The sequence below is a fragment of the Micromonospora sp. NPDC050397 genome (genome assembly GCF_044901685.1).
Taxonomy (GTDB): Bacteria; Actinomycetota; Actinomycetes; order Mycobacteriales; family Micromonosporaceae; genus Micromonospora_G.
On the sequence record NZ_JBJDPS010000011.1, the window covers coordinates 104,844 to 128,355 of the forward strand.

Below are 23,512 nucleotides of genomic sequence, written 5' to 3' on the forward strand. Positions count from 1 at the left end.
GCTCAGTCCAGGGCGAGCCGGAACCAGCGCACCAGGAGTTTGAGCACCTGGCGCCGGCCGGCAAAGATCGCCAAATCATCCCGGGTGTCGTAGGACTCGACGCGCTCGGTGCCGCGCCGGGCCAGCTTGCCGATCATGCCCGGGGCGAGCCAGAAGTACTTCGCGGCGGCGCAGAGCAGCACCGCCCGGCGTACGGTCGCCGGGTCCACGGCCGCAGCGAGGCCGCGCTGGTAACCGGCGAGGACGGCGTCCGCCACCTGGTCGAGCAGGTCGACCCCGACCAGCCCGTCGAAGAACGTGTCCAAGATCAGGTTGGCGGCGTCCTCGCCGATCGGGCCCGGCCCGACAAAACTCCAGTCGAAGAGCACCGGGCCGGCGCGGTCGACGATCACGTTCATCGGCCACACGTCGTGGTGGCTCAGCGTCCGGGGCAGCTCGTCGGTGGCGGCGAGCACGTCGTACCGCCGCTCCCAGAGCGCCCGGAGCCCGTCGCGCAGCTCCACCGGCCAGGTCCGCGTCACCACCGGGTGATCCCACGCCAGGGCCTGCGGCGCCGGTCGCGAGATGGTGTACGCGCGCAGCCAGTCCCGGGACAGCCACTCCTGCTCGGGTGCCCGCCCGAGCCACCGGGCGTGCGCCACCCCGAGCCGGTGGCCCAGGTCGCCCAACTGCTCCGGTGAGCACCGCGTGCCGGGGTGGCCGTCGACGTCCTCCAGCCAGAGCGCCACCGAGCCGTCCGGGCGGTCGACCGAGTCGATCAGCTCCGGTGCGCGGATGCCGGCCGGGGCGTACGCCCGCGTGGCCAGCCCGGTCCGGTAGGCGAGCGGCTCGCGGCGCCAGTAGTTCCAGTGGGCCGGGTCGTCGCTGGTCGCCCAGTGCGGCGGGTGGGCGTCCCGGCGTACCGGGGTCGCGATCTTGAGAATCGCGGTGCCGGTGTCGCGCCGGACCCGCCAGATGCCCCCGGTGGCCGCGTTGAACGGATTGTGACCCAGCGGCTCCGCCGACCAGCCGGGCCGGATCAGGTCATCGACGGGCTCCGGCACCGGGCCAGCCTAGATCAGCTTGCGTCGCCGCAGGTGCCGGCGGGACCGGGCCCGGCCGACCCGGTCCGCCGAGACCGGGAGAACCGTTTTGCGCGCGGCTGCGTCCTAACCTTGCGTGATGGAAGCGAGCGATGAGGAGCTGCTGCGCCTCATCGGCGGCGGGGACCGGCGGGCGTTCGAGGCGTTCTACGCGCGCAACGCGCCCTGGCTGGTGTTGCGGCTGCGCCGCCGCTGCCGGGACCCGGAACTGGTCAGCGAGCTGTTGCAGGAGACATTCCTGACGGTCTGGCGGGCGGCGGCCGGTTACCGAGGCGACGGCGAGGTGGTCGGCTGGCTCTGGGCGGTCGCCTCCCGGCGGCTGATCGACGCCTCCCGCCGGGCACTGGCCCGTCCGCGTACGGTCGCCGAGCCGGACGAGGACCTGCTCACCTGGTCGCCCTCGGCCGAGGACGAGGCGATAGCGGGCGCGTACGACGAGCGGTTGGAACGGGCGCTGCGTCGGCTTTCCCCCGAACTGCGGGCGGTGCTCCAGGCGACCGTGCTGGACGGACTGACGGTACGGGAGGCGGCGCTGCTGCTCGGGGTTCCCGAGGGCACGGTCAAGACCCGGGCCATGCGGGCCCGCCGCGAACTGCGAGAGGCACTGTCATGAGCGACTTCCGCGCCGAGAGAGGCGCGTTGTCATGAGCGACTTCCACCTCGACGAGGTCGTGCTCCGGGCCTACCAGGCGGACCGGCTCGCCGACTCCGACGCCTGGTCGGTCGAGGCGCACCTCACCCGCTGCGTCGCCTGCCGGGACCGGCTCACCCTGGACGAACCGACCGGCGCGCTGGTCGCCGAGGTCGCGGCCAGCCTGCGGGGCGACCTGCCGGCCCGGGGGCGGGTCCGGGCGGGGACCCGGAGCCGCCGCCTGCTGGTGTTGGTCGGTGCCGGCCCGGCGGCCCGTACCGGCTGGCTGCTCTCGGTGGTGATCACCCTGGGGCTCACGCTCGCCCTGGCGGCGTACCCGCTGCTGGTCCGGCCGTGGCTGCTCCTGCTGATCGCACCGGTGCTGCCGGTGCTCGGCATCGCCGCCTCGTACGGCCCGTCGACCGATCCGCTGCACGAGCTGGTCGCGTCGAGCCCGTACGGCGGGCTGCGGATCATCCTCTGGCGGGCGCTGTCCGTGCTGACCGTGACGGTCCCGGTGGCGCTTGTCGCGGGCGCGGTCACCGGCATCGGCGTACCGGCGATGTGGCTGCTGCCCTGCCTCGGACTGACCGCGCTGACCCTCGGACTCGGCGCGCTGATGGAGACGGGGCGGGCGGCGCTGCTGGTGGCGGTCGCCTGGGTGGTGCTGGTGTTCGCACCCGTCAATCACGCGGCGCTGGTCGAGCCGGCTACCGGCCCCGGCTGGCTCCTGGTCACCGCCGTGGCCACCGCACTGCTGTTCGTACGTAGGGATCGGTTGGGAAGAGGGGTGCCACGATGACGGTCAGCGTCGACGGGCTACGGGTCAGTTTCGGCAGACGGGTCGTGCTCGACGGGCTGGATCTTGAGCTGGAGCGGGGCGTACACGGTCTGCTCGGACCGAACGGTGCCGGCAAGACCACGCTGATGCGGGTGCTGGCCACCGTCGTACGCCCGGACCAGGGCCGGGTACGACTGCTCGGCGAGGACAGCGCCGACCAGGTCGCGTTGCGCCGGATCCGTCGACAGTTGGGCTACCTGCCCCAGACGTTCGGCTACTACCCGCGTTTCACCGTACGGGAGTTCGTCGAGTACCTCGCCTGGCTCAAGGAGCTGCCACCGGCCACGGTCCCGCTCGCCGTGGACCGGGCGCTGGAGCGGGTCGGGCTGCTCGACCGGGCCGACGACCGGATGAAGAACCTCTCCGGCGGGATGCTGCGCCGCGCCGGCATCGCCCAGGCGATCGTCAACGACCCGCGGGTGCTGCTGCTGGACGAGCCGACCGCCGGGCTGGACCCGGAACAGCGGGTCGACTTCCGGGAACTCCTGCGCGAGCTGGGGGTGGACGCGTGCGTACTGGTCAGCACGCATCTGGTCGAGGACGTCGCCAGCGCCTGCACCCGGGTCAGCCTGGTCGACGCCGGCCGGTTGATCTTCACCGGCAGCCCGGACGAACTCGGCGCGGCCGGGGCCGACGGCGGCAGCGGCGACTCGCCGATCGAGCGGGGTTACACCGCCGTGCTGCGCGGTTCCCGGGCGGTGCGGTCGTGAGCCGGCCGCTGCGGGTGGAACTGCGCCGGGGTACGGCACCGGCCGCCGCCGTGGTCATGTTCGTCGCCGGGGTGTGGATGCTGGCGGTCCACCCGGACGACTGGGGCGGCCGGTGGGCCGGACTCGCCGCCTACCTGCGGGTGTCACTGCTGGTCCTGTGCGCGCTGATGGTGGCGGCCGGGGCCTGGCAGGTGGGCCGCGAGCGGCGACGCGGAATGGGCGAACTGCTCGGTTCGGTGCCCCGCCCCGGCTGGCAGCCACTGCTGGTCGCCTGGGTGGCGGTGTCACTCGCCGGCACCCTCGGGCTGCTGGTCGCGTTCGCCGCGGCGGCGGTGCTGGTCGGCCGGATCGCCACGTACGCCGGAGGCGGCTGGTGGTGGACCCTGGCCGTGGGTGTGCTGGCGCTCTGGACCGCGACCGCGTTCGGGGTGCTCGTCGGCCGTCTGGTCCCGCTGCGGGCCGCCGCTCCGGTCGCCGGTCTTGCCACCTACGTCGGACTCGCCGTCGTCACCTACTTCGAGCAGACCGGCGTGGCCTGGTTGTCCCCGCTCTACACCGGGTGGTCGACCTACCTGCTCGTGCCCGGGGTGCTGCACCTCTGGCAGGCACTCTGGCTGCTGGCGCTGACCGGCGCCCTGCTCGCCCTCGCGGCCCGACTGCGCCGGGCCGCACTGCTGGCCGGGGTGATCGCCGTCGCGGCGGCGGCCCCGATCGTGTTCGGTGCCGGTCCGCGCCTGCGGAACCTCCCGCCGGACCCGGCCGCGACCCGGGCGGTCTGCACCACCGACGGTCCGCAGGTCTGCGTGGCCCGGATCAACGGTTTCCTGCTCGACGACGCGGCGGCGGTGATCCAGCCGGTGCTGCGGCGGATCGAGGGGATTCCCGGCGCGCCGGTCCGGGCCTCGGACTACGCCATGAAAGCGCCGGAGCAGTCGTACGACCCGGCCGACGGCACACTCTGGCTCAACCTCGACTTCCAGGCCACCGCGACGGGCGGACTGTCCAATGTAGACCACCTGCGGGGCGACGCCCGGCAGGTGATCTACGAGCAGTGCGACGTTCGCGACCAGCAGGTGTACGCCAGCCGCGACCTCGCTCTCGCCTGGCTGCTCGACGACAAGCCGTTCTACGACGTGCCGGTGGACCGGTTGCGCGCGCTCCCGCCCGACCGGCAGCGGGCCTGGTTCGGCGCGTTCCTCGACGTCTCCCGGCGTTGCGACGCGGCGGGCATGACCCGACTGTTGGGTGAGCTGTGAGTGGGCGCCTGCTCCGGTTGCACCTGCGGGCCCGGGGTGGTCCGGCGTTCGTGTTCGGGGTCGGGGTCGTCGCGCTGCTCGCCTGGGCCGGCGCGTCGTGGCTGGCCAGCCGGCCGTACTTCGACGGACCCGCCGCCCGGGTGCCGGTCGTCGCGCTCGCCCCGCTGCTCGGCGCGCTGCTGCTCGGGTCGACGCTCGGCGGCGCCGACGAGGAACTGGAACGCACCACGCCACTGCCGTGGCGTACCTGGCGGGCCGGGCACGTGCTGGTCGCCGTACTGCTGATCGGCGGGACGCTCAGCCTGACCGGCCTGCACGCACCCGAGGTCTACGGGGCGTACGCCCTGGTCCGCAACACCCTCGCCGGGGTCGGGCTGGTCGCCGGGGCGGCCGTCCTGCTCGGCGCGCGCCTGGCCTGGTTGCCGGCGTTCGGCTGGGTCTGCGCCGTCTACGGCGCGACCCCGCGCGACTTCGGCGGGGCGACCGGGTGGTGGGCCTGGCCGGTCGCGCCCTCCACGGTGGTGACCTCCTGGCTCGCCGCCGCCGTCCTGTTCACCGTGGGCGTCGCCGTCTACCTGCGGCGGGGCGCCCGCGTCGGCCAGCCCGTCCGGTAGCCCGTCCTGCGTGATCCGGTTCCGCCAGCCGGGCTAGCTCCGACGGTCGCCGGCTGGCGGGAGTGTGGCCAGGAACGGGACCAGCGCGCCGGCGAGCTGTTCCGGCGCCTCCTCGGCCATGTGGTGTCCGCTCTCGATCGGCCCGCCGCGCGGGTCGCGCGCCCAGTCCCGCCAGACCGCGAGCACGTCGCCGTACAGGTGCTCCAGGTCGTCCCGGGTGGACCAGAGGACCAGGGTCGGGCAGTCGACCCGCCGGCCGGCGGCCCGGTCGGCGTCGTCGGCCGCGCGGTCGACCCCGAGGCCGGCACGGTAGTCCTCCAACATGGCCCGGACGGTGGTCGGGTCGTTGATCGCCGCCCGGTAGTCGGCGTGGTTCTCCGCCCCCATCCGATCCGGGTCGCCGCCGTACCAGGCGTCCGGGTCGGCCAGGATCGCCCGCTCCGGCTTCTCCGGCTGGGCGAAGAAGAACCAGTGCCACCAGGCGGACGCAAACCGCGCCCCGGCCCGGGCCAGGGCCTCGCCGATCGGTACGCAGTCGAGCGCGGCGAGCCCGGTCACCGCCTCGGGCGCGTCCAGCGCCAACCGGGTCGCGACGTAGCTGCCCCGGTCGTGCCCGACCACGGCGAACCGGTCGTGCCCCAGCCGGCGCATCAGCACCAGCACGTCGCCGGCCATCGCCCGCTTGGAATAGGGCGCGTGGTCGGCGGTGGTGGTCGGTTTCGAGGAACGGCCGTAGCCGCGCAGGTCGGGGCAGACCACCGTGTGCCCGGCCGCGACCAGCAGCGGCGCCACCCGGTGCCAGGTGGTGTGGGTACGCGGGTGGCCGTGCAACAGCACCACCGGCGGTCCGGAACCACCGACGCGTACCCGCAGCGTGACGCCGCCGACGTCGATGAAATGCTGGTCGAAGTCCTCGAACATCCCGGCACTGTTCCCCGCCCGGACCGCCGTCAACCCCGCTCCACGGCTGGTCCGGCTGGTCCGGCTGGTTTGGACGGTCGGCGGTCGAGACAATGGGCCATGGACTTTGTCGGGCCGGAGGAGACCGGCTGGGTGGGGGCGTTGCGTGAGGCCGCCGAGCGGCAACGGGCCGAGCTTGACCTGGCCCTGCCCGGCTGGCCGGTCTACGGGCTGGCCGACTCGGTGGAGTCCGGCTGGCTTGCCGGCTGGTCGCGGCGCGACGGCGAGGTGGTGTCGGTCCAGATCGGGTACGGCCTGCGTACCGACGAGACCTGGTCGCTGGTGGAGACCCAGGTGCGTACGGGAGAGTCGCCGCAGTCGCTGGACTGGCTGCTGGCGTCGATGTTCGCGGAGAACGGGCGGGACTATCCGGTGCCCGGGGTGCTGCCGGCGCCCCGGGCCGACGGGTTGCCCGACGCGCCGCGCGCCCGCCCGGTCGACGTCACCGTGGACACCGCACCGGTCTCCGCGCTGGTCCAGCGGGTGGACGAGTACGTCGCCTGGCGCCTCGTCCTGCCCGACGTGGTGGTCACGGTCACCGGGCGGGGAGTGGTGACCCTGCCCGGCCTGGTCCGTCTCACCGACCTCGGCTCGTACGCGGCCCGCCGGACACGGGTCGCTCTGGCGGCGATGCGCGGCACCGGTCGGCCGGGACCGGAGCCGTTGACCGGACCGGACCACGACCGACCGCTCTGGGCCCACCACGGCCTGCTGGAGATGACGATGGCGTGCCGGGCCGAGCACGCGGCGAGGATGGCCCAGAACCGTCCCACCGGCCCACTTCCCGCCGACTGGGGGGTGCGGTGGGAGGCGGCGATCCGCCGGCAGCGGCAGTTGCGGGACCAGGAGACCGCCGACGCCCGCGACGCCGTCACCGCGATGGTCGGTCAGGTCGGCGATCTCCAGGAGAGCGCGGCCTGGTGGGAGCGGGACGGGCTACGGAGACGGGCGATCGACGAGATCGTCTGGGTGACCGCGAGCGGCGAGCCGAACGTGTCCAGCGTGGACGCGCAGCGTGCCTGGGCCGACGACCGGCGGATCGGCCTGGACGCCTGGCAGCGCTGGGCGGACCGACACGACGGCGGCTGACCAGCCAGGCGGGCGAGCGCGATGGTCACCCGCGCGGGTGAGCGTCACGGTCACCACCCGCCGGTCACCTGCGCCGGGCACATCCCGCCCGGCGCTCACTCCTCGTCGTCGCCGTCCTCGTCTTCCTCGTCCTCCTCCTCGTCGCCTTCGTCCTCGTTGCCGTGGCTGTGCTTGTCGGGCCTCTTCGGCTCGGGCGGCGCGATTTTCTTCTGGTCGGGTGGGGAGACCCGTGCCGGTCCCGGGCCGGGTGCCGGCTTGCCCGGCGGGGACCCGGGTCGGCTGTCCTGCTTGCTGGTGCCCTGTTGCCCGGAGGTCCCGGTCCCGGTCCCGGTCCCGGTCCCGGTCGCGGCGACGGCCGGTGGCTTGCCGGCGACGCCGGAGACCTGGGCCGCGCAGACCGACTCGTCGAGGCGGAACTGGACCGGGAGGGGATTGGTGCCGGCGTACGTGCCACCGAGCCGGAGCGTGGCGGCGGCGCCGGGGGGCAGGTCGGTGCCACCGGGGGCGGGTCGCAGCACCACCCCGCGATCCCGCTGCTGCCAGGTCGCCGGGGCGGCGTTCGTGACGGTCTGGTCGGCGGGAAAGTCGAAGGCGAGCGCCCAGTCACGTACCGGCTGGTCACCGGTGTTCCGTACGGTCACGTCGGCCTCGAACGCGCGGCCGGTGTCGGCGCGCAGCACGTACCCGATCTCGCAGCCGGCCGTGGTCGGAGCCGCCGCCTCGGCGCGCAGCGGCCCGTCGGTCCCGCCGACCGGGGTGAGTGAGGTGGCGGCCCAGGCCAGCCCCGCCACGGCGACCAGGCCCAGACCGAGTGCCCGGCCGCCGGGACGGCGTCGCAGGGCGCGCCAGAGTCCCGCCCGGCCCCGCCGCCGGTCGCTGATCGCCGAGCCGGGCCCGTGCTCGGCGCCGGTGGAGCCACGCCGCCGGCCGGCGAACGGCCAACCGACCCGGCGACCGGCGGTACGGCGCGGCAGCGGCAACGCGTCGGTGTCGGGTGCCCACGGCAGGATGGTGGTGCCCGCGCCGGCCAGGTCGGCGGTCGAACCGGCACCGGCCGGTGCGGGGGAGACCGGCAGGGTCGACGCGATGCCGACCGCCTCGGCGAGGGTACGCGCCACCTCGGCGCTGTTCGGCCGCCGTCCCGGCACCTTCTCCAGACAGCGCGCACAGAGCTCGACCACCTCGTCGGGCAGGCCGAAGACCGGCGGCATCGGTGCCGGTGGGCGGTACACGTGCGCCCGGAGCATCTCGGTGCTGGTGCTCGCCCGCCACGGCAGCCGCCCGGTCAGGGCGCGGTAGAGCAGCAGGCCGACCGCGTAGACGTCGGTCGCGGGCGACACCTGCCCGCCTTCGAGTCGTTCCGGTGCGCAGTAGGCCGGGGTGCCGAGCAGCCGCCCGTCGGGGCCGGTGTCGTTCTCGCCGGTCAGGGCCGAGATGCCGAAGTCGACCACCTTGACACCCGAGTCGGTCAGCATCACGTTGCCCGGGGTCACGTCCCGGTGCACCACGCCCCGGGCGTGTGCGGCGGCGAGGGCGGCGGCGACCTCGGCGACCACGGTCACCGCCTGCCGCCAGGGCAGGCGCTGCTCACCCGCGAGGCGGCTGGCCAGTGAGTCGCCGTCGACGAGTTCCATCACCACGTACGGCACGGTGAGCCCGTCGGTGACCGATTCGCCGTAGTCGTAGACACCGGTGATGTGCGGGTGGACCAGACGAGCGGCGGCCTGCGCCTCCACCCGGATCTGGCGTCGGAAGGCGCGGTCGTCGGCCAGCCGGGAGGCGAGCACCTTCACCGCCACCTGGCGCCCGAGCACCTCGTCGTAGCCGCGCCAGACCACCGACATGCCGCCGGCACCGAGTCGCTCGACCAACCGGTACCGGCCGCCGAGCAACTCCGTGCCGTGCTTCTCCGCCCCACCCATGAGCGCCTTCTTTGCCCGATGGCGGGGCGGCCACACCTGGATGTGGGGAAAATTCGCGGATCAGTCGTTGAGCACCTCGGCCAACCGGTCCCGGAACCGGCGCTCGGCGGCGCTGACCGCCTCGCCGCCGAGGCCGAGGATGCCCCCGCTGGGCGCCGCCGAGACCACCTGGTCGGCGATCTCGACCAGCCAGTGCTCGTACGCGCCGACCTCGCCCTCGTGCACCCGACCCGCGAGCAGGCCCGCGGCGCTCCTGGCCCGGCGCAGCACGTCGTCGATCAACGCCTGCGGGTCCTCGGGCTCGATCACCGGCAACTCCTCGCCGGCCTCGGGGTCGCCGGTCCGGGCGATCACCTCTCCGGCCACCGCGGCGACCAGCGGGCTGGCGGACTCCCGGCCGGCGGAGATCGTCTCCAGCCCGGCGGCGTTCTCGTTCCGGGTGCGGCGGGCCCCGTTCGACTCGGCCGCGCTCGCCGCGGTGAGCACCGCCTGCGGCAGGCCGACGAGCAGACCCCATTCGTCGTCGGAGAACCCGAACTCGGTGAATACCGGTTGGTCCGTCACGGCATGCCCCTTTCGCGTACGTCGATCAGTATGTAAGCGTCCGGCGGGCGACATCGGTCGCGTACCGGACGGATTCGGATCAGGTGACAGGTTAGAACAGGTCGGGTCGGCCGGCTCGGAAGCGGCGTGCCCCGCCGAAGCGGCGTGCCCCGCCGAGTGATCGGGTCAGCGGCCACCCCGGCCGAACATCGAGCGGATCGCCGCGATCAGCAGCAGTGTGCCCAGTACGGCGCCGAGCAGCCGTACGCCGGGAACGTCGTACCAGCTCGTGTCTTCGGCGGCGAACGGAATCTGACCCATCCGAGCATTGTCGTACTACCGCCGGAACGGCGCATCCCGCTAATAGAAAGGTTTATTGACTATTTCCGGGGCCGGTGTGACCATGACAGCACGCGCCGCGACCGGACCGGCGTGTGTTCACTGTGGACATAGCGGGGGTACACGGCCTGATGAGCACAGCGACGGGCAGCCTGTCGATCCTGGCCTCGGCGGTTCTCCAGCCGGGTTTCGAGGGAAGCGAGGCCCCGCCGGACTGGGTGCGCCGCTGGCTCGGAGAAGGGCTCGGCGGCGTCGCGCTCTTCGCCCGTAACGTGCGCGACGCCGAACAGGTCTCGGCGCTGACCGCCGCGCTGCGCGCCGAGCGACCGGACGTGCTGGTGGCGATCGACGAGGAGGCCGGCGACGTCACCCGGTTCGAGTCGCGTACCGGCAGTTCCCGTCCGGGCAACCTCGCCCTCGGCGCGATCGACGACCCGGAGTTGACCGAGCGGGTGGCCCGGGACCTCGGCGCCGAACTCGCCGCCGCCGGCATCACCCTCAACTACGCGCCGGTCGCCGACGTCAACTCCAACCCGGACAACCCGGTCATCGGCGTACGCGCCTTCGGGGCCGAGTCCGACCTGGTGGCCCGCCAGACCGCCGCCTGGGTACGCGGCCTCCAGAGGGCCGGTGTCGCCGCCTGCGCCAAGCACTTCCCCGGACACGGCGACACCAGCGTCGACTCGCACGTCGACGTACCCCGGATCGACGCCAGTCGGGCCCGGCTCGAACTGGTCGAACTGCCGCCGTTCCGGGCCGCGATCGACGCCGGGGTGCAGGCGATCATGACCGGGCACCTGCTGGTCCCGGCGATCGACGAGGAGTGGCCGGCGACCCTGAGCCACCGGGTGCTCAACGGACTGCTCCGCGAGGAACTCGGCTTCCAGGGCGTGGTGATCACCGACGGGATCGAGATGCGCGCGGTCGCCGACCGGTACGGTCTGGAGGCGGTCGCCGTACGGGCACTGGCCAGCGGGGTGGACGCGATCTGTGTCGGCGGCGACCACGCCGACGAGGAGACCGCCCGCCGGCTGCGGGACGCCGTCGTCGCGGCGGTGATCAGCGGCGAACTGCCCGAGGAGCGGCTGGTCGAGGCCGCGAAGCGGGTGGCGCAGCTTGCCGCCTGGACCACCGCCACCCGGGCCGAGCAGCCGCCGTGGCCCGGGACCGGCCCGGACGGTTCGGCGGTCGGTTTGGCCGCCGCTCGGCGGGCGCTCAGGCTGACCACGACGCCGGATGCCGTACCGCTGCCCCTGGCCGGACCGGCGCACGTGGTGGAGTTCGCGCCGCCGCGCAACATCGCCATCGGGGCGGAGACGCCGTGGGGAATCGGCGAGCCGCTGACCGCGCTGCTACCCGGCACGACCACGGTCCGGTTGACCGCCGAGGAACTGTCCCCGGGCGACCCGGTGCCGCCGTCGCTGCTCGCCCCGGCGGCGGGCCGACCGCTGGTGCTGGTGGTCCGGGACCTGCACCGGCACGAGTGGATGGCGGCGACCGTGGCCGGCGTGCTCGCGGTACGCCCCGATGCCGTGGTGGTGGAACTGGGGGTGCCGGAGACGGTCACCGGCCGGGTCCACCTGGCCACCTTCGGTGCCACCCGGGCCGGCGCGCGGGCCGCCGCCGAACTGCTCGCGGGTCGTGCCGATGCGGCCGTCGGTCGTTCCTGAGAGGACGGACAGCCCTTCGGGCGATTGGTGTCGGTCCATAACGGAACTGATCCAATCCTCACGAAGGGTGCCCCCACCTTCACGTCGAGTCGCGGTATCCTCCGTCCGGTGACCCCCCGCTGGCAGCGGGCCGCGATGATGCCGTCCTGGATCCGCTGGCTCCCCTGCTCCTTTGTCTACCTGACCGTCGTCCCCGATCCGGTGCCGTTCCGCCGTTCGGCCTGGAACGGCCTCGTGCCCTGGGAGGACGCTCTCTGGTGCGATCCCGGTGACGTGGAGGACTGGGTCGAGCGGTCCCGGCACCGGCACCCGCGCCGGGAGGCCGTCCACGCCGAGTTGCACGCGCGCGAGCACTACGACTGGATGGTCGAGGTACGCGGCGCGCGGATCGAGCTGTTCGGCGAGATGTGCCGTCGTCGCGACCTGCCGGTGCCGCACACCGTCAGCGAACTGCTGGCCTGCCTGGCCGGGTTCGGCCTGTTCGACCTCGACCACCGGGACACCACCGACGACCCCTGGGTGCGCCCGCTGCTCGACCGGGACCCGATGGACGTGCTGCCGCTCTCGTTCGAGGAGCGGCAACTGGAGGCCCGCGCCCAGCGCGACGACCGGGCGGTCCTGGTCGCCATCGCGATCCGTCGGCTGGCCCTGCGCACCCGGCGCCGCTGGCGGCGCCGGGTGGTCGCCACCACGCTGGACGGACTGGCCGAGCTGACCAACCTGCCGGCGGAGCAGACCAGGGTGGCGCTCGCGGACCTGGGCGAGATCGCCGACCTCGGCCTGGACTGGCGGGACCGGGACCAACGGGTACGTCTCACCGTGCCCTGGCCCGACTTCCGGTTGCGATTTCCGTTCGACGAGCTACCCGCCCCGGAGCACGCCGTCTGACCCGGCCGTCTGTCGCGCCGCCCGGGTCCCGTCGTTCGAGTGCCGTCCGGCCCCGCTCAGCCGGCCCCGCTCAGCCGGCCCCGCTCAGCCGGCCCCGCTCAGCCGCGCGGGCTCAGCCGCTCCAACTCGCCGAGGAGCCGGTCCACCTCGTCCACCGTGTTGTAGTGGTAGACACTGGCCCGTACCGCGCCGCCGGTGTCGCGCAGACCCATCGCCTGGAAGTACTCGTAGGCGTAGTAGTCGCCGGAGGAGACGCAGATGTCGAGCGCCCCGAGGGCCGCCGCCGTCTCGGCGGGGGCCTGCCCGGCGACCCGGAACGAGACCGTGGGCCAACGGTGCCGGGGCGAGCCGTAGACGGTCACCGAGGGCAGCGCGGCCAACCCGGTCAGCAGCCGGTCGAAGACCGACTCCTCGTACGCCCGTACCGCCTCCAGGCTGGACCGTAGCCGGGCCCGGCGGTCGTCGGCGGGGGTGTCCGCCAGCCCGGCCAACCGGCCCAGGTCGGCCAGGTGGTCGACGGCGGCGCGTACGCCCGCCAGCCCGGCGAAGCTCGGGGTGCCGAACTCGAACCGCTCCGGCACGCCGTCCGGCGACGGGATCAGCTTCGCCGGTCGCAGCGGCTCCCAGACGCCCGGGGCGGCGACCACCGCGGCCAGGTGCGGGCCGGACCACTTGTAGGCGCTGGTCACGAAGAAGTCGGCGCCGAGTTCGGCCAGGTCGGTCGGGGCGTGCGGGGCCGCGTGCACACCGTCGACGTAGACCAGGGCGCCGGCCGCGTGGGCCAGCTTGGCGATCGCCGGCACGTCCGGGATGGTGCCGATCGCGTTGCTGCCGCCGGTGACCGCGACCAGCCGGGTCCGCTCGGTGACCAGGTCGGCGTACTGGTCGGTGGGGAGTTCGCCGCTGTCCGGGTCGAACCGGGCCCAGCGTACGGTCGCGCCCGCGCCCTCGGCAGCCTGCACCCACGGGCGGACGTTCGAGTCGTGGTCGAGCTGGGAGAGCACCACCTCGTCGCCGGGGCGCCAGCTCCGCGCCACCGCCCGGGTCACGGTGTACGTCAGCGCGGTCGCGCTCGGTCCGAACACCACCCCCTCGGGCACCCCGCCGACCAGGTCGGCGACGGCCTCCCGCGCCTCGGTCACCAGCCGGTACGCCCGCTGCCCGGGTACGAAGGCGGTGCTCCGGTTCGCCACCGCGGTGCGCATGGTCTCCGCCACCGCGTCGGCGACCCCGGCGGCGACCTGGCTGCCCCCGGCCCCGTCGAAGTGCAGGTATCCCTCGGCGAGGGCGGGGTAGGCGGCCCGGACCCGGGCGATGTCGTACGGCATGTCGGCACGATAACCGGTCGGCGATCAAGACGGGGAATGAGTTGGGTCGCACCGCGCCCGTACCCTTGGTGGGGTGAATAGCCCCCGCAGGTATCCCAGAATGACGAATGTCCGACGAATCGCCGGTCTCGCCGCTGGCCTGGCTCTCGGTGCCGCACTGCTCGCCGGCTGTAGCTCCGAGGGCGCCGAAACCGACTGTGGAATCGACCAGTGCACGGTCACCTTCGACCGGGGGGTCGAGGCGAGCGCCTCGATCTTCGGCGTCGACGCCAAGCTGGTCAAGGCCGAGGGCGACCAGGTGACCATCGACGTCGCCGGTGAGCAGCTCACCCTCACCACGGAGCAGCAGGCCGCCGAGGTCGGCGGGATGGCGGTGACCGTGCAGAGCATCACCGACAGCCAGGTCGTGGTGCGGATCGGCCGTAACTGACCCTCGACGGTCAGGGAGTCGCGGACGTACGGTGGCGGTCGGGTCGCGTCCCGGCCGCCACCGGCCCCGCGTCCCTGGCCCGGTTGCGACCGTCCGCCGTCCCCGAGCTGGTTGCGCGCGGTCTCGGTCGACGTTTGGGAATCATGTCGTCCGGTCAAAGACAGCGCATGTCGATGACCCGCGGTGCCGAAGCCACCGCCTCCCGAGCCGCGTCCCGCGCCGCGAACAGCCCCGCCCTGGCCGCCCTGGCCCGGGCCGGATTCGTCGGCTACGGCATTGTCCACCTCCTCTTCGCCTGGCTGGCGTTGCAGATCGCGTTCGGCCGACCGGCCGACGACGGTGACCAGTCCGGCGCCCTGCGCACCCTGGCCGAACAGCCACTGGGCACCTTCCTGGTGATCGCGATCGCGATCGGCCTGCTCGCCATGGCCATCTGGCAGGCGTTCGAGGCGGCGATCGGGCACACCGAGGACCGGGGCAGGGAGCGGACCCTCGAACGGCTCGCCTCCGCCGGCCGGACACTGGTCTACCTCTACTTCGCCTGGACCGCGTACCAGGTCTTCAACCACGCCAACTCCTCGAGTGCGGACAAGCAGCAGGCGCTGACCGAGGAGCTGATGGCCTCGTCCGGCGGGCGCTGGCTGGTCGGGCTGGCCGGGATCGCCCTCGCCGCGCTCGGCATCGGGCTGGTGGTCTACGGGGCGAAGAAGAAGTTCGAGAAGCACCTGATGACCGGGGAGATGAGCCCGGCGACCCGGACCCTGAGCCGTCGGCTCGGTGTCGCCGGCTACAGCGCCAAGGGCGTCGCGTACGGCATCGCCGGGCTGCTGCTGGTGACGGCCGCCGTCACGTACGACCCGGACCGGGCCCGTGGGCTGGACGCCGCGCTGCACACCCTGCGCGAGCAGTCCTACGGCACCCTGCTGCTCTCGCTGGTCGCGCTCGGCATCGCCGCGTTCGGCGCCTACTGCTTCTTGCAGGCCCGCTACCGCAAGGTTTAACCAGGGAGTAAATGGTTATTTTGGGCAATCTACTGCAAATGCTCAAAAGCTGAGGCTACCGCACCTGCTCGAAGGCTGAGGGCTCCCGATCCACCTGACCGGTGTTCCCCCGCTGGTCGGCGCGACGTCGCCGACCGGCCCGGGGCACCGGTCAGCGCTGCGTGGAGCCCACCGGTCGCCTGTACGCGAAGCCCGGCTCAGGCCCAGGGGAGAACGTTGTGCCGGAATACGCCGAGACGATCGCCGCCGCGCTGGGCGCCGCGGCCATCGCCCTGCTCGTGGCCGAGGTGCTCTACCGCACCCTGCACTGGCTGGGCCGGCGGTCACTACTGCTGATCGAACTGTCGGAGCACGGACACCGCCCGTTCCAGTTCGCCGGCACCGTCCTCGCCGTCCAACTCGCCGTCCGGGCCAGCACCGGGTACGCGAGACACTCGCAGTGGCGGGAGGTCCTGCTGCACGCGCTGGTGCTGGGCATCATCGCCAGCGCCGCCTGGCTGGTGGCCGCGCTCCTGCTGGCCGCCGAGGACACCGCGCTGGCCCGGTTCCGGACCGACGTACCGGACAACCGGCAGGCCCGGCGGATCAAGACCCAGGTGGTGATGCTGCGCCGGGTCACCATCGCGGTGATCGTGGTGCTCGCGGTCGGCGCCAGCCTGATGACGTTCCCGAACGTACGCGGTGTCGGCGCCAGTGTGCTCGCCTCCGCCGGAGTGATCGGTGTGGTCGCCGCGCTCGCTGCCCAGTCCGTGCTCGGCAACGTCTTCGCCGGCCTGCAACTCGCCTTCAGCGACGCGGTACGCCTCGACGACGTGGTGGTGGTCGAGGGGGAGTGGGGACGGATCGAGGAGCTGACCCTCAGCTACGTGGTGGTACAGATCTGGGACGACCGGCGGCTGATCCTGCCCACCTCGTACTTCACCAGCAAGCCGTTCCAGAACTGGACCCGTACCCGGGCGGCGGTGCTCGGCACGGCCGAGTTCGACGTCGACTGGTCGGTGCCGGTCCAGTCGATGCGCGAGGAGTTGCGCCGGCTGGTCGAGGGTACGGAGCTGTGGGACGGGCGGGTCTGCGTCCTCCAGGTCACCGACGCCGTCGGCGGTCTGGTCCGGGTACGCGCACTGGTCAGCGCCGCCGACGCGCCGAGCCTCTGGGACCTGCGCTGCCTGGTACGCGAACACCTGGTCGGCTGGATCAGGGACCAGCGGCCGATCGCCCTGCCGCGTACGCGGGCCGAGGTCGGCGACGCCAAGGGCGGCTTCGACTGGCAGCGGGTCCAGGTCGGCCGCCGGGGTGGCCCGGTGCCGGCGTCCGAGGCGCCGGACGACGCTCGGGTGTTCGGCGGCAGCGACGACGGCGACGCCCGCAGCAACACCTTCGTCGGCCCCGACGAGCCGGTAGACGCCGGCCGGATCAACGGCGTCGACATCAGCCCCCGCGACCGGTGACGCCCGCCCGGTCAAGCGTTAGGAAGGGCCCCTTCCTCTACCAAATCCGATAATAAGGGGCCCTTCCTTCACTCCTGGGGGCGGTGGGCGGGAAAGTTGGGGTGACGAGGATTGACCAGGGGTAAGTCGGGGCATACAGGTCGGGCACGCGGATAGGAGGACACCATGGCCGACCTGCGCGACGGCAAGGTAACCCGGCCGGTGGCCGAGCAGTCGATCGCCGAGCTGGTGCAACGCGCGACCGAGCAGGTGTCGAGGCTGGTCCGCGACGAGCTGGCGCTGGCCCGCGCCGAACTCACCCAGAAGGGCAAGCACGCCGGCATCGGTGTCGGCCTCTTCGGCGGCGGCGGGGCACTGGCCTTTTACGGCCTCGGCGCGCTGGTCGTCACCGCGATCCTGGCGCTTGACGTGGTCCTGCCGGCGTGGGCGGCGGCCCTGGTCATCGCCGGAGCCCTCTTCCTCATGGCCGGACTGCTCGCGCTCGTCGGTAAACGGCAGGTAACCCGGGCGGTGCCACCGGTACCCACCGCTGCGGTCAGGAGCGTGCGGGCCGATGTCGACACGGTCACCGCAGCGGTGAAGGACAGGGGACAACAATGACGCTGAGTAATGGGAGTGGTGACCACGAAGCGTTGCGGGACGGGATTAGACAGACCCGGGCGGAACTGGCCGAGACGGTCCAGGCACTCGCCAACAAGGCGGACGTGAAGGCGCGCATCAAGGGTTCCGCCAGTCAGGTCACCGGCCGGCTGCGCGGTCAGGCCGCGCACGTCACCGGCCAGGCCCGGGCGCAGGCGGGGGAGCGGGTCGGCGAGGTCCGGTCCACGGTCGCCGGGGCGAACCGGGCAGTCCGCCGCCGGCCGCTGCCGTGGGGCGCCGGAGCCCTGGCGGTGGCGGCGCTGGCGGCCGCGGTCGTGGTCCTGGTGATGCGGCGGGGACAGCGGTGAGCAGCGGGTTCGGTCGGGCCGCGTACAAGCCGGTCGGGCTGCTGCTCGGGATGGGCGCGGGCATACTGGCCGGCGCCCTGTTCCGGCAGGTTTGGAAGGTGACCGCGGGCGACGGCGAGGCGCCGGACGCGACCGACGAGGACCGGGGCTGGGGCGAGATCCTGGCCGCCGCCGCGTTGCAGGGGGCGATCTTCGCGGTGGTCCGGGCCGCGGTCGACCGGGGCGGGGCGATGGGCGTACGGAGGATGACCGGTAGCTGGCCCCGGTGACCCGCTACGCCGCCACGACTCTCCGTCGAACGTGGCACCGATCGCTGACGGTATCGGCCGTCTTTCGTAGTCGCCACCGCTGGTGACCGAAGGGCCAAGAACACCGTCGGTCATCGATGGCTTTCCGAAGAAGTCACGGCCGTTCAGGTCACATGTCGGAGAATTTCGTCGGGTAGGCTGTGCGAAGTTTTTGCGTACGTGGTTTGCTGTTCCCCGCTGTTAGAGCACAGCGGGGTTGAGAAGTCTCCCTTCGTGGGGGCCGCCTCAGGCGCCGCTGCTCGAAAACGGCCAACCGGCCGCACGGCGTGCTCGGCCGCCAGTTTAGAAGGAGATACACATGGCGCAGGGAACCGTGAAGTGGTTCAACGCAGACAAGGGCTTCGGCTTCATCACCGTCGACGGCGGGGGTGCTGACGTGTTCGTCCACTTCTCGGCGATCCAGTCCAGCGGCTACCGCACGCTGGAGGAGAACCAGCGGGTGGAGTTCGAGATCGCTCAGGGCCAGAAGGGCCCGCAGGCTGAGCAGGTCCGCCCCATCTGACTCAGTGACGGCCGGCCGCCGCCGGCCCAGTAATTGATCCATCACCGGATCGAACAGCGCGCCCCGCGACCGGGACCGGTCACGGGGCGCGCTGCTGCACCGGTCACCAGCGGTCGTGCACCTGCGGCCGGATCAACTCGTCGTAGACCACGTTGACGCCGGCCAGCGTCTCGGCGGACAGGGGCGCCAGCTCGGCCGCGGCGACGTTGCCCCGGGCCTGTCCCGGGTTGCGCGCGCCGGGGATGACCACGGTGACGCCGGCCTGGTCGAGCACCCAGCGGAGCGCGAACTGGGCCATCGTCGCGCCCTCGGGGACCAGCGGCAGCAGCCGCCGTACGGCGGTCAGCCCGACCTCGAAGTCCACTCCGGAGAAGGTCTCGCCGACGTCGAACGACTGTCCCTGTCGGTTGAAGTTGCGGTGGTCGTCGGCGGCGAACCGGGTGTGCTCGTCGTACTTGCCGGAGAGCAGGCCGCTGGCGAGCGGCACCCGGGCGATGATGGCGACCCCGGCCTCGGCGGCTGCCGGCAGCACCCGCTCCAGCGGCTTGAGCCGGAACGCGTTGAGGATGATCTGGACGCTGGTGGTGCCGGGCCGGGCGATCGCGGCCAGCGCCTCGTCGCAGGTCTCCACGCTGACGCCGTAGCTGCGGATCCGCTCCTCCTCGACCAGCGTGTCGAGGGCGTCGTAGACGGCGTCGGTGGAGAAGACCGGGGTGGGCGGGCAGTGCAACTGGACCAGGTCCAGCCGGTCCACGCCCAGGTTGGCCCGGGACCGGTCGGTCCAGGCCCGGAAGTTGTCCAGGGTGTACGCCTCGGGCGTCTGCGGGACCCGCCGGCCCATCTTGGTCGCCACGGTCAGTCCGGCGTTCGGCCGCTGTTGGAGGAACCGGCCGATGAGCTGCTCGCTGCGGCCGTCGCCGTAAACGTCGGCGGTGTCGAGGAAGGTGACCCCGCCGTCGACCGCCGTCGCGAGGATCTCCAGGGCCTCGTCCTCGCCGACCGTGCCCCAGTCGGCGCCGAGCTGCCAGGCGCCGAGCCCGACCACACCGACCTCACGCCCCAAACGGGGGAAGCTGCGCTTTTCCACGGCCCGAGCCTAGTCCCCCCGGGTTGAGGGACCAGCGGTGCGCCCCTATGCTCAAACAAAACGTACGTACGGTTTGGAGGTCGCGATGTGGGATCCGAGCAGCTACCTGCGTTACCGGGACGAGCGGGCCCGTCCGTTCCACGACCTGATCGCCCGGTTGCCGGTGGACTCGCCGGGCAAGGTGGTCGACCTGGGTTGCGGGCCGGGCAACCTGACGGTGGAACTGGCCCGGCGCTGGCCGGGGGCGAGGATCACCGGGCTCGACTCGTCGCCCGAGATGATCGACCGGGCGCGGGGTCTGGCGTCCGGGGTGGAGTTCACCGTCGGTGACGTACGCGACTGGGAACCCGAGCCCGGCGTGGACGTCGTCGTCTCCAACGCCGTACTCCAGTGGGTGCCCGGACACCAGGCGCTGCTGACCCGCTGGGCCACCCGCCTGGCCCCCGGGACGTGGCTCGCGGTCCAGGTACCGGGCAACTTCGACGCAGCCTCGCACCGGGCGCTGCGGGCCGTCGCCGAGGACCCGCGCTGGCGCGGCGGGCTCGAGGACCTGCTCCGTCCGGCGCCGGTCGCCGACCCGGTCGGTTACGCGGCGCTGCTGACCGACGCGGGGTGCGCGGTGGACGCCTGGGAGACTACCTACGTGCACCTGCTCCCGGCCCACGACGCCATCGACCATCCGGTGCTGACCTGGCTGGAGGGGACTGGGCTGCGTCCGGTCCGGGCGAGCCTGGGCGGCGACACGCCGGCCTGGGCCGAATTCCGGGCCGCGCTCGGCGCTCGGCTCCGCGATGCGTACCCGGTCCGGGACGGTCTGGTGTATTTCCCGTTCCGCCGCCACTTCTTCGTCGCCCGGACCGGCGCGCGGGCCGTGGCGGATCGACAACCCGCACCCAGGGAGAACCAGTGACCGATCTGTCGGCCTTCATCGCCGGACTTCCCAAGGTGGAACTGCACGTGCACCACGTCGGTTCCGCCTCGCCCCGGATCGTGGCCGAACTGGCGGCCAGGCACGAGGGGAACACCCCGGTGCCGGCCGACCCGGCGGCCCTCGCCGACTACTTCGCCTTCCGCGACTTCCGCCACTTCATCGAGGTCTACCTGAGCGTGGTCGACCTGATCCGGGACCCCGAGGACGTGCGGATCCTGACCTACGAGGTGGCTCGCGAGCTGGCCCGACAGGAGGTCCGGTACGCCGAGCTGACCGTCACGCCGTACTCGCACGTGCGTCGGGGCATCCCGGCGCCGGCGTTCTGCGAGGCGATCGAGGACGCCCGCAAGGCCGCCGCCGCCGAACTCGGCATCGAGCTGCGTTGGTGCTTCGACATCCCGGGCGAGGCCGGACTGCCGGCCGCCGAGCAGACGCTCCGGATCGCGCTCGACGAGCGCCCGGACGGGCTGGTCAGCTTCGGCCTCGGCGGGCCGGAGATCGGCGTGCCCCGGCCGCAGTTCAAGCCGTACTTCGACCAGGCGCGGGCGGCCGGGCTGCGGTCCGTACCGCACGCGGGGGAGACCACCGGCCCGGAGACCATCTGGGACGCGCTGCGTGAGCTGGGCGCCGAACGGATCGGGCACGGCATCTCCGCCGCCCGCGATCCCCGGCTGCTGGAACACCTGGCCGAGCGGCAGATCGCGCTGGAGGTCTGCCCGACCTCGAACGTACGCACCCGCGCGGTCCCGGCCATCGAGGAGCACCCGCTGCCCGCCCTGGTTGCCGCCGGGGTGCTGGTCACCATCAACTCCGACGACCCGCCGATGTTCGGCACCACCCTGGAGCAGGAGTACGCGGTCGCGGCGAACCTGCTCGACCTCGGCCCGGACGGGGTGGCGTCGCTGGCCCGCAACGCGGTCACCGCCTCGTTCCTGCCCGCCCCGGAGCAGGCCCGGATCATCGCCGAGATCGACGGCTACCTCGCCGCCACGGGCGGCTGACCCGCCGCAGGGTGGGGTGTGCCGGGGGGTCGGACGCCACGGTCGATGGCCGGGCGTGCCGGCCCCGGGCAAGAAGGGACCGGCCCGGCGCGGGGTGCTGCGGGCGGCCGCGCCGGGCCGGCGTACGCGGGCGACATCGCCTCGCCGGGCCGACGGGCGGGTCGGACCGGCGGACGGGGACCGTCGCCGACGTGATGCGTGCCGGTGGATCCGACATCGTCGGATCCACCGGTTGGCTGGCGCGCGCGACGGGACGGGGTGTGGGGGACCGCATCCCGCCGCGCGCACGACTTCCCGCCGGACCGGATGGGGAAACTGGTGGTAGTCCGGCGGAACTGGATGGGATCGGTGCTAATCCTGCCATCGGCGGGCAGCGCCAACGGTGGGGTTAATCCAGACCTAAGCTGAACTTGAAGATTTCTTGCTTGTTACGGGAATCGGCCGTCGCCCGACCGTCCACAGTGGTCTCCCGTCCACAGTGGTCCCTCGGGTACCGGGACGGCGGAGGGCGAAGAGGGGCCGAGGCCCGACCGGCGGCGCGGCAGAGACCCTTGTGGACGGCGGTACCGGAACTCTCCGGACAGCCGTTATGACACGAGCCCGGTGAGTCGGGACAGGCCCTGAGGGCCGGCTCAGGTCTCGGAGCCGCCGGTCCTGGCCTGGCGACGGCCCTTGCCGTCACGTTCCCGGGCCAGTCGCCCGACCAGCCCGAACCGGCTGACCTGACGGGGTACGGCCTCCGGATCGGCCAGCAGCATGACCACACTCGCCCCGCCGAGCCGAGCCCGGTCGATGCTGACCGAGCCGTTGGCCTGCAACGCCACCCGTCGCGCGATGTCCAGTCCGAGTCCGGTGGAGCCCCGGTCGCTCGCCCCCCGGCGCAGCGCCCGGTCGGGGTTGGCGATCCCCGGTCCGGCGTCGTCGACCCGGACCGCGATGTAGCCGTCCCGCCGCGAGACCGCCACCTCGAACGCGGTCCCCTGCGGGGTGTAGCGGAACACGTTGCCCAGCACCGCGTCGAGAGCCGCCGCCAGCTCGGCCCGGGGCACCGGTACGGGAATCCGCAACTGCGCGCCGCTGATCCGGTGCGGCCGGTTCTGGTCACCGGCGAGCGCCGCCCAGAAGACCATCCGGTCCCGGACCACCTCGCTGACGTCGCACATGCCCGGTGCGGCCTCCTGGGAAACCGTCTTGCGGGTGGTGTTGATCAGAACGTCGATCTCACCCTCGAGGGTGACGATCGCCTGCCGGATCCGCCGGATCGTGCGCCGTCGGTCGAGTTCCGCCTCGCTGAACGAGCCGACGCTGGTGTCGTCGGAGTCGAGCGCGTCGGCGTCGAGCCGCAGCACCGTCAGTGGCGTACGCAGCCGGTGCGACAGGTCGGCGACGAGTTCACGTTCGTCCGTACGCGAGGTGACCAGGCGGTCCGCCATCCGGTTGAACGCGTAACCGGCCTCGGCCAACTCCCTCGGGCCACTCGGCTCGATCCGTACCTCGAGGTCGCCGTCGCCGACCGCGAGCGCCGCCTGGACCAGCCCCCGGGCCGACGCGACCGCGCGCGCCGCCAGCCGGTCCACCACGATCACCGAGACCACGACCAGCCCGACCGCGATGGCGATCAGGGTGAGCCAGCGTCCGGCGGCCCCCGGTTGCAGCGCCGAGGAGGGCACGAAGACCTCCACCACCGCGACCCGGTCGCCGAGCCGCACCGGCTCCAGCCGGACCACGCCGCCGGGTACGTCGGCGATCACCACCTCGCCGCTGTCGCCGGCCCGCTGCACGTCCGCCTCGGCGGCGTGCGGCGCCCCGCCGGTCTCCAGCCCGTGCACCACCGGCCGGTCCGCCACGCTGTCGTCGAACTGGTCGATCACCTGGGTGAGCCGGGTCGGGTCAGCCCCGGCGGCCAGCGCCCCGGCCACCACGGCGGCCTGCCGGCCGGCGTCGGCGAGCGCGTGCTCCCGGGCCTCCTGTTGCAGGGCCAGGC

General features: G+C 73.1%; 25 protein-coding genes. 17 read left to right on the forward strand and 8 right to left on the reverse strand.

Annotation, left to right across the window (positions count from 1 at the left end):
* Window positions 1–2: 2 nt before the first annotated feature.
* Window positions 3–1,043 (reverse strand): phosphotransferase, encoded by a 1,041-nt coding sequence (locus ACI2K4_RS27750; protein WP_404515526.1) that lies wholly within the window; start codon window positions 1,041–1,043, stop codon window positions 3–5.
* Between the two features lie 118 nt (window positions 1,044–1,161).
* Here ACI2K4_RS27750 and ACI2K4_RS27755 point away from each other — a divergent pair, with 118 nt between their 5' ends.
* Genes ACI2K4_RS27755 through ACI2K4_RS27775 form a run of 5 tightly spaced genes read left to right on the forward strand, consistent with a single transcriptional unit; the run spans window position 1,162 to window position 5,134 of the window.
* Window positions 1,162–1,695, forward strand: coding sequence for an RNA polymerase sigma factor (locus ACI2K4_RS27755; protein ID WP_404515527.1), 534 nt, complete (start codon window positions 1,162–1,164; stop codon window positions 1,693–1,695).
* A 31-nt stretch (window positions 1,696–1,726) separates the two neighbouring features.
* Window positions 1,727–2,515, forward strand: coding sequence for a zf-HC2 domain-containing protein (locus ACI2K4_RS27760; RefSeq protein WP_404515529.1), 789 nt, complete (start codon window positions 1,727–1,729; stop codon window positions 2,513–2,515).
* Window positions 2,512–3,264, forward strand: coding sequence for an ABC transporter ATP-binding protein (locus ACI2K4_RS27765; RefSeq protein WP_404515530.1), 753 nt, complete (start codon window positions 2,512–2,514; stop codon window positions 3,262–3,264). Before ACI2K4_RS27760 ends, ACI2K4_RS27765 begins: the two co-directional genes overlap by 4 nt.
* 56 nt (window positions 3,265–3,320) lie before the next feature.
* The gene (locus ACI2K4_RS27770; protein WP_404515681.1) at window positions 3,321–4,520 is read left to right on the forward strand and encodes a hypothetical protein; all 1,200 of its coding nucleotides are present in this window, start codon (window positions 3,321–3,323) and stop codon (window positions 4,518–4,520) included.
* Complete coding sequence (locus tag ACI2K4_RS27775; RefSeq protein ID WP_404515532.1) at window positions 4,517–5,134, forward strand: hypothetical protein; 618 nt, start codon at window positions 4,517–4,519, stop codon at window positions 5,132–5,134. The genes ACI2K4_RS27770 and ACI2K4_RS27775 overlap by 4 nt, the downstream gene beginning before the upstream one ends.
* Before the next feature lie 33 nt (window positions 5,135–5,167).
* Here ACI2K4_RS27775 and ACI2K4_RS27780 read toward each other — a convergent pair whose 3' ends face one another.
* Entirely contained in the window at window positions 5,168–6,055 is an 888-nt protein-coding gene (locus tag ACI2K4_RS27780; RefSeq protein WP_404515534.1) for an alpha/beta fold hydrolase, read from the reverse strand.
* A 99-nt stretch (window positions 6,056–6,154) separates the two neighbouring features.
* Here ACI2K4_RS27780 and ACI2K4_RS27785 point away from each other — a divergent pair, with 99 nt between their 5' ends.
* Complete coding sequence (locus ACI2K4_RS27785; RefSeq protein ID WP_404515536.1) at window positions 6,155–7,183, forward strand: hypothetical protein; 1,029 nt, start codon at window positions 6,155–6,157, stop codon at window positions 7,181–7,183.
* Between the two features lie 95 nt (window positions 7,184–7,278).
* Here ACI2K4_RS27785 and ACI2K4_RS27790 read toward each other — a convergent pair whose 3' ends face one another.
* The 3 genes from ACI2K4_RS27790 to ACI2K4_RS27800 all read right to left on the reverse strand — a co-directional run bounded on the left by ACI2K4_RS27790 (window position 7,279) and on the right by ACI2K4_RS27800 (window position 9,969).
* A complete protein-coding gene (locus tag ACI2K4_RS27790; protein WP_404515538.1) occupies window positions 7,279–9,105 on the reverse strand; it encodes a protein kinase in 1,827 nt (608 codons plus the stop codon).
* A gap of 60 nt (window positions 9,106–9,165) precedes the next feature.
* On the reverse strand, window positions 9,166–9,669 hold the full coding sequence (locus tag ACI2K4_RS27795) for a hypothetical protein (RefSeq protein ID WP_404515540.1): 504 nt from the start codon (window positions 9,667–9,669) through the stop codon (window positions 9,166–9,168).
* Between the two features lie 165 nt (window positions 9,670–9,834).
* Window positions 9,835–9,969: a hypothetical protein gene (locus ACI2K4_RS27800; RefSeq protein ID WP_404515542.1), complete on the reverse strand. Its 135-nt coding sequence runs from the start codon at window positions 9,967–9,969 to the stop codon at window positions 9,835–9,837.
* A gap of 149 nt (window positions 9,970–10,118) precedes the next feature.
* Between ACI2K4_RS27800 and ACI2K4_RS27805 the strand changes: the two genes are divergently transcribed.
* Together ACI2K4_RS27805 and ACI2K4_RS27810 are read left to right on the forward strand one after the other, a co-directional pair.
* On the forward strand, window positions 10,119–11,657 hold the full coding sequence (locus ACI2K4_RS27805) for a glycoside hydrolase family 3 protein (protein WP_404515544.1): 1,539 nt from the start codon (window positions 10,119–10,121) through the stop codon (window positions 11,655–11,657).
* Between the two features lie 108 nt (window positions 11,658–11,765).
* Window positions 11,766–12,545: a DUF6042 family protein gene (locus ACI2K4_RS27810; RefSeq protein ID WP_404515546.1), complete on the forward strand. Its 780-nt coding sequence runs from the start codon at window positions 11,766–11,768 to the stop codon at window positions 12,543–12,545.
* A 98-nt stretch (window positions 12,546–12,643) separates the two neighbouring features.
* Here ACI2K4_RS27810 and ACI2K4_RS27815 read toward each other — a convergent pair whose 3' ends face one another.
* Window positions 12,644–13,873 carry a cysteine desulfurase-like protein gene (locus ACI2K4_RS27815; protein WP_404515548.1) on the reverse strand — a complete coding sequence of 410 codons (1,230 nt, stop codon included), beginning with the start codon at window positions 13,871–13,873 and terminating at the stop codon, window positions 12,644–12,646.
* A 100-nt stretch (window positions 13,874–13,973) separates the two neighbouring features.
* On the opposite strand from ACI2K4_RS27815, the gene ACI2K4_RS27820 reads away from it, so the two are divergent.
* From ACI2K4_RS27820 to ACI2K4_RS27850, 7 genes are all read left to right on the forward strand, one after another.
* Complete coding sequence (locus ACI2K4_RS27820) at window positions 13,974–14,303, forward strand: hypothetical protein (RefSeq protein ID WP_404515550.1); 330 nt, start codon at window positions 13,974–13,976, stop codon at window positions 14,301–14,303.
* A gap of 167 nt (window positions 14,304–14,470) precedes the next feature.
* Window positions 14,471–15,304, forward strand: a complete 834-nt coding sequence (locus tag ACI2K4_RS27825) for a DUF1206 domain-containing protein (RefSeq protein WP_404515552.1) — start codon at window positions 14,471–14,473, stop codon at window positions 15,302–15,304.
* Window positions 15,305–15,522: 218 nt separating this feature from the next.
* Complete coding sequence (locus ACI2K4_RS27830) at window positions 15,523–16,752, forward strand: mechanosensitive ion channel family protein (RefSeq protein WP_404515554.1); 1,230 nt, start codon at window positions 15,523–15,525, stop codon at window positions 16,750–16,752.
* Window positions 16,753–16,917: 165 nt separating this feature from the next.
* Window positions 16,918–17,352 carry a phage holin family protein gene (locus ACI2K4_RS27835; RefSeq protein ID WP_404515556.1) on the forward strand — a complete coding sequence of 145 codons (435 nt, stop codon included), beginning with the start codon at window positions 16,918–16,920 and terminating at the stop codon, window positions 17,350–17,352.
* Window positions 17,349–17,699 carry a DUF3618 domain-containing protein gene (locus ACI2K4_RS27840; RefSeq protein ID WP_404515558.1) on the forward strand — a complete coding sequence of 117 codons (351 nt, stop codon included), beginning with the start codon at window positions 17,349–17,351 and terminating at the stop codon, window positions 17,697–17,699. Before ACI2K4_RS27835 ends, ACI2K4_RS27840 begins: the two co-directional genes overlap by 4 nt.
* Complete coding sequence (locus ACI2K4_RS27845; RefSeq protein ID WP_404515560.1) at window positions 17,696–17,968, forward strand: DUF4235 domain-containing protein; 273 nt, start codon at window positions 17,696–17,698, stop codon at window positions 17,966–17,968. The genes ACI2K4_RS27840 and ACI2K4_RS27845 overlap by 4 nt, the downstream gene beginning before the upstream one ends.
* Window positions 17,969–18,305: 337 nt before the next feature.
* Window positions 18,306–18,509, forward strand: coding sequence for a cold-shock protein (locus ACI2K4_RS27850; protein WP_091424054.1), 204 nt, complete (start codon window positions 18,306–18,308; stop codon window positions 18,507–18,509).
* Between the two features lie 103 nt (window positions 18,510–18,612).
* Here the strand turns inward: ACI2K4_RS27850 and ACI2K4_RS27855 are convergent, their stop codons facing one another.
* Window positions 18,613–19,596, reverse strand: a complete 984-nt coding sequence (locus ACI2K4_RS27855) for an aldo/keto reductase (RefSeq protein WP_404515563.1) — start codon at window positions 19,594–19,596, stop codon at window positions 18,613–18,615.
* A gap of 85 nt (window positions 19,597–19,681) precedes the next feature.
* Between ACI2K4_RS27855 and ACI2K4_RS27860 the strand changes: the two genes are divergently transcribed.
* Together ACI2K4_RS27860 and ACI2K4_RS27865 are read left to right on the forward strand one after the other, a co-directional pair.
* Entirely contained in the window at window positions 19,682–20,506 is an 825-nt protein-coding gene (locus tag ACI2K4_RS27860; protein WP_404515565.1) for a trans-aconitate 2-methyltransferase, read from the forward strand.
* Window positions 20,503–21,528, forward strand: a complete 1,026-nt coding sequence (locus tag ACI2K4_RS27865; protein ID WP_404515567.1) for an adenosine deaminase — start codon at window positions 20,503–20,505, stop codon at window positions 21,526–21,528. Before ACI2K4_RS27860 ends, ACI2K4_RS27865 begins: the two co-directional genes overlap by 4 nt.
* A 632-nt stretch (window positions 21,529–22,160) precedes the next feature.
* Here the strand turns inward: ACI2K4_RS27865 and ACI2K4_RS27870 are convergent.
* Window positions 22,161–23,447, reverse strand: coding sequence for an ATP-binding protein (locus ACI2K4_RS27870; RefSeq protein WP_404515683.1), 1,287 nt, complete (start codon window positions 23,445–23,447; stop codon window positions 22,161–22,163).
* Window positions 23,448–23,512 lie beyond the last annotated feature (65 nt).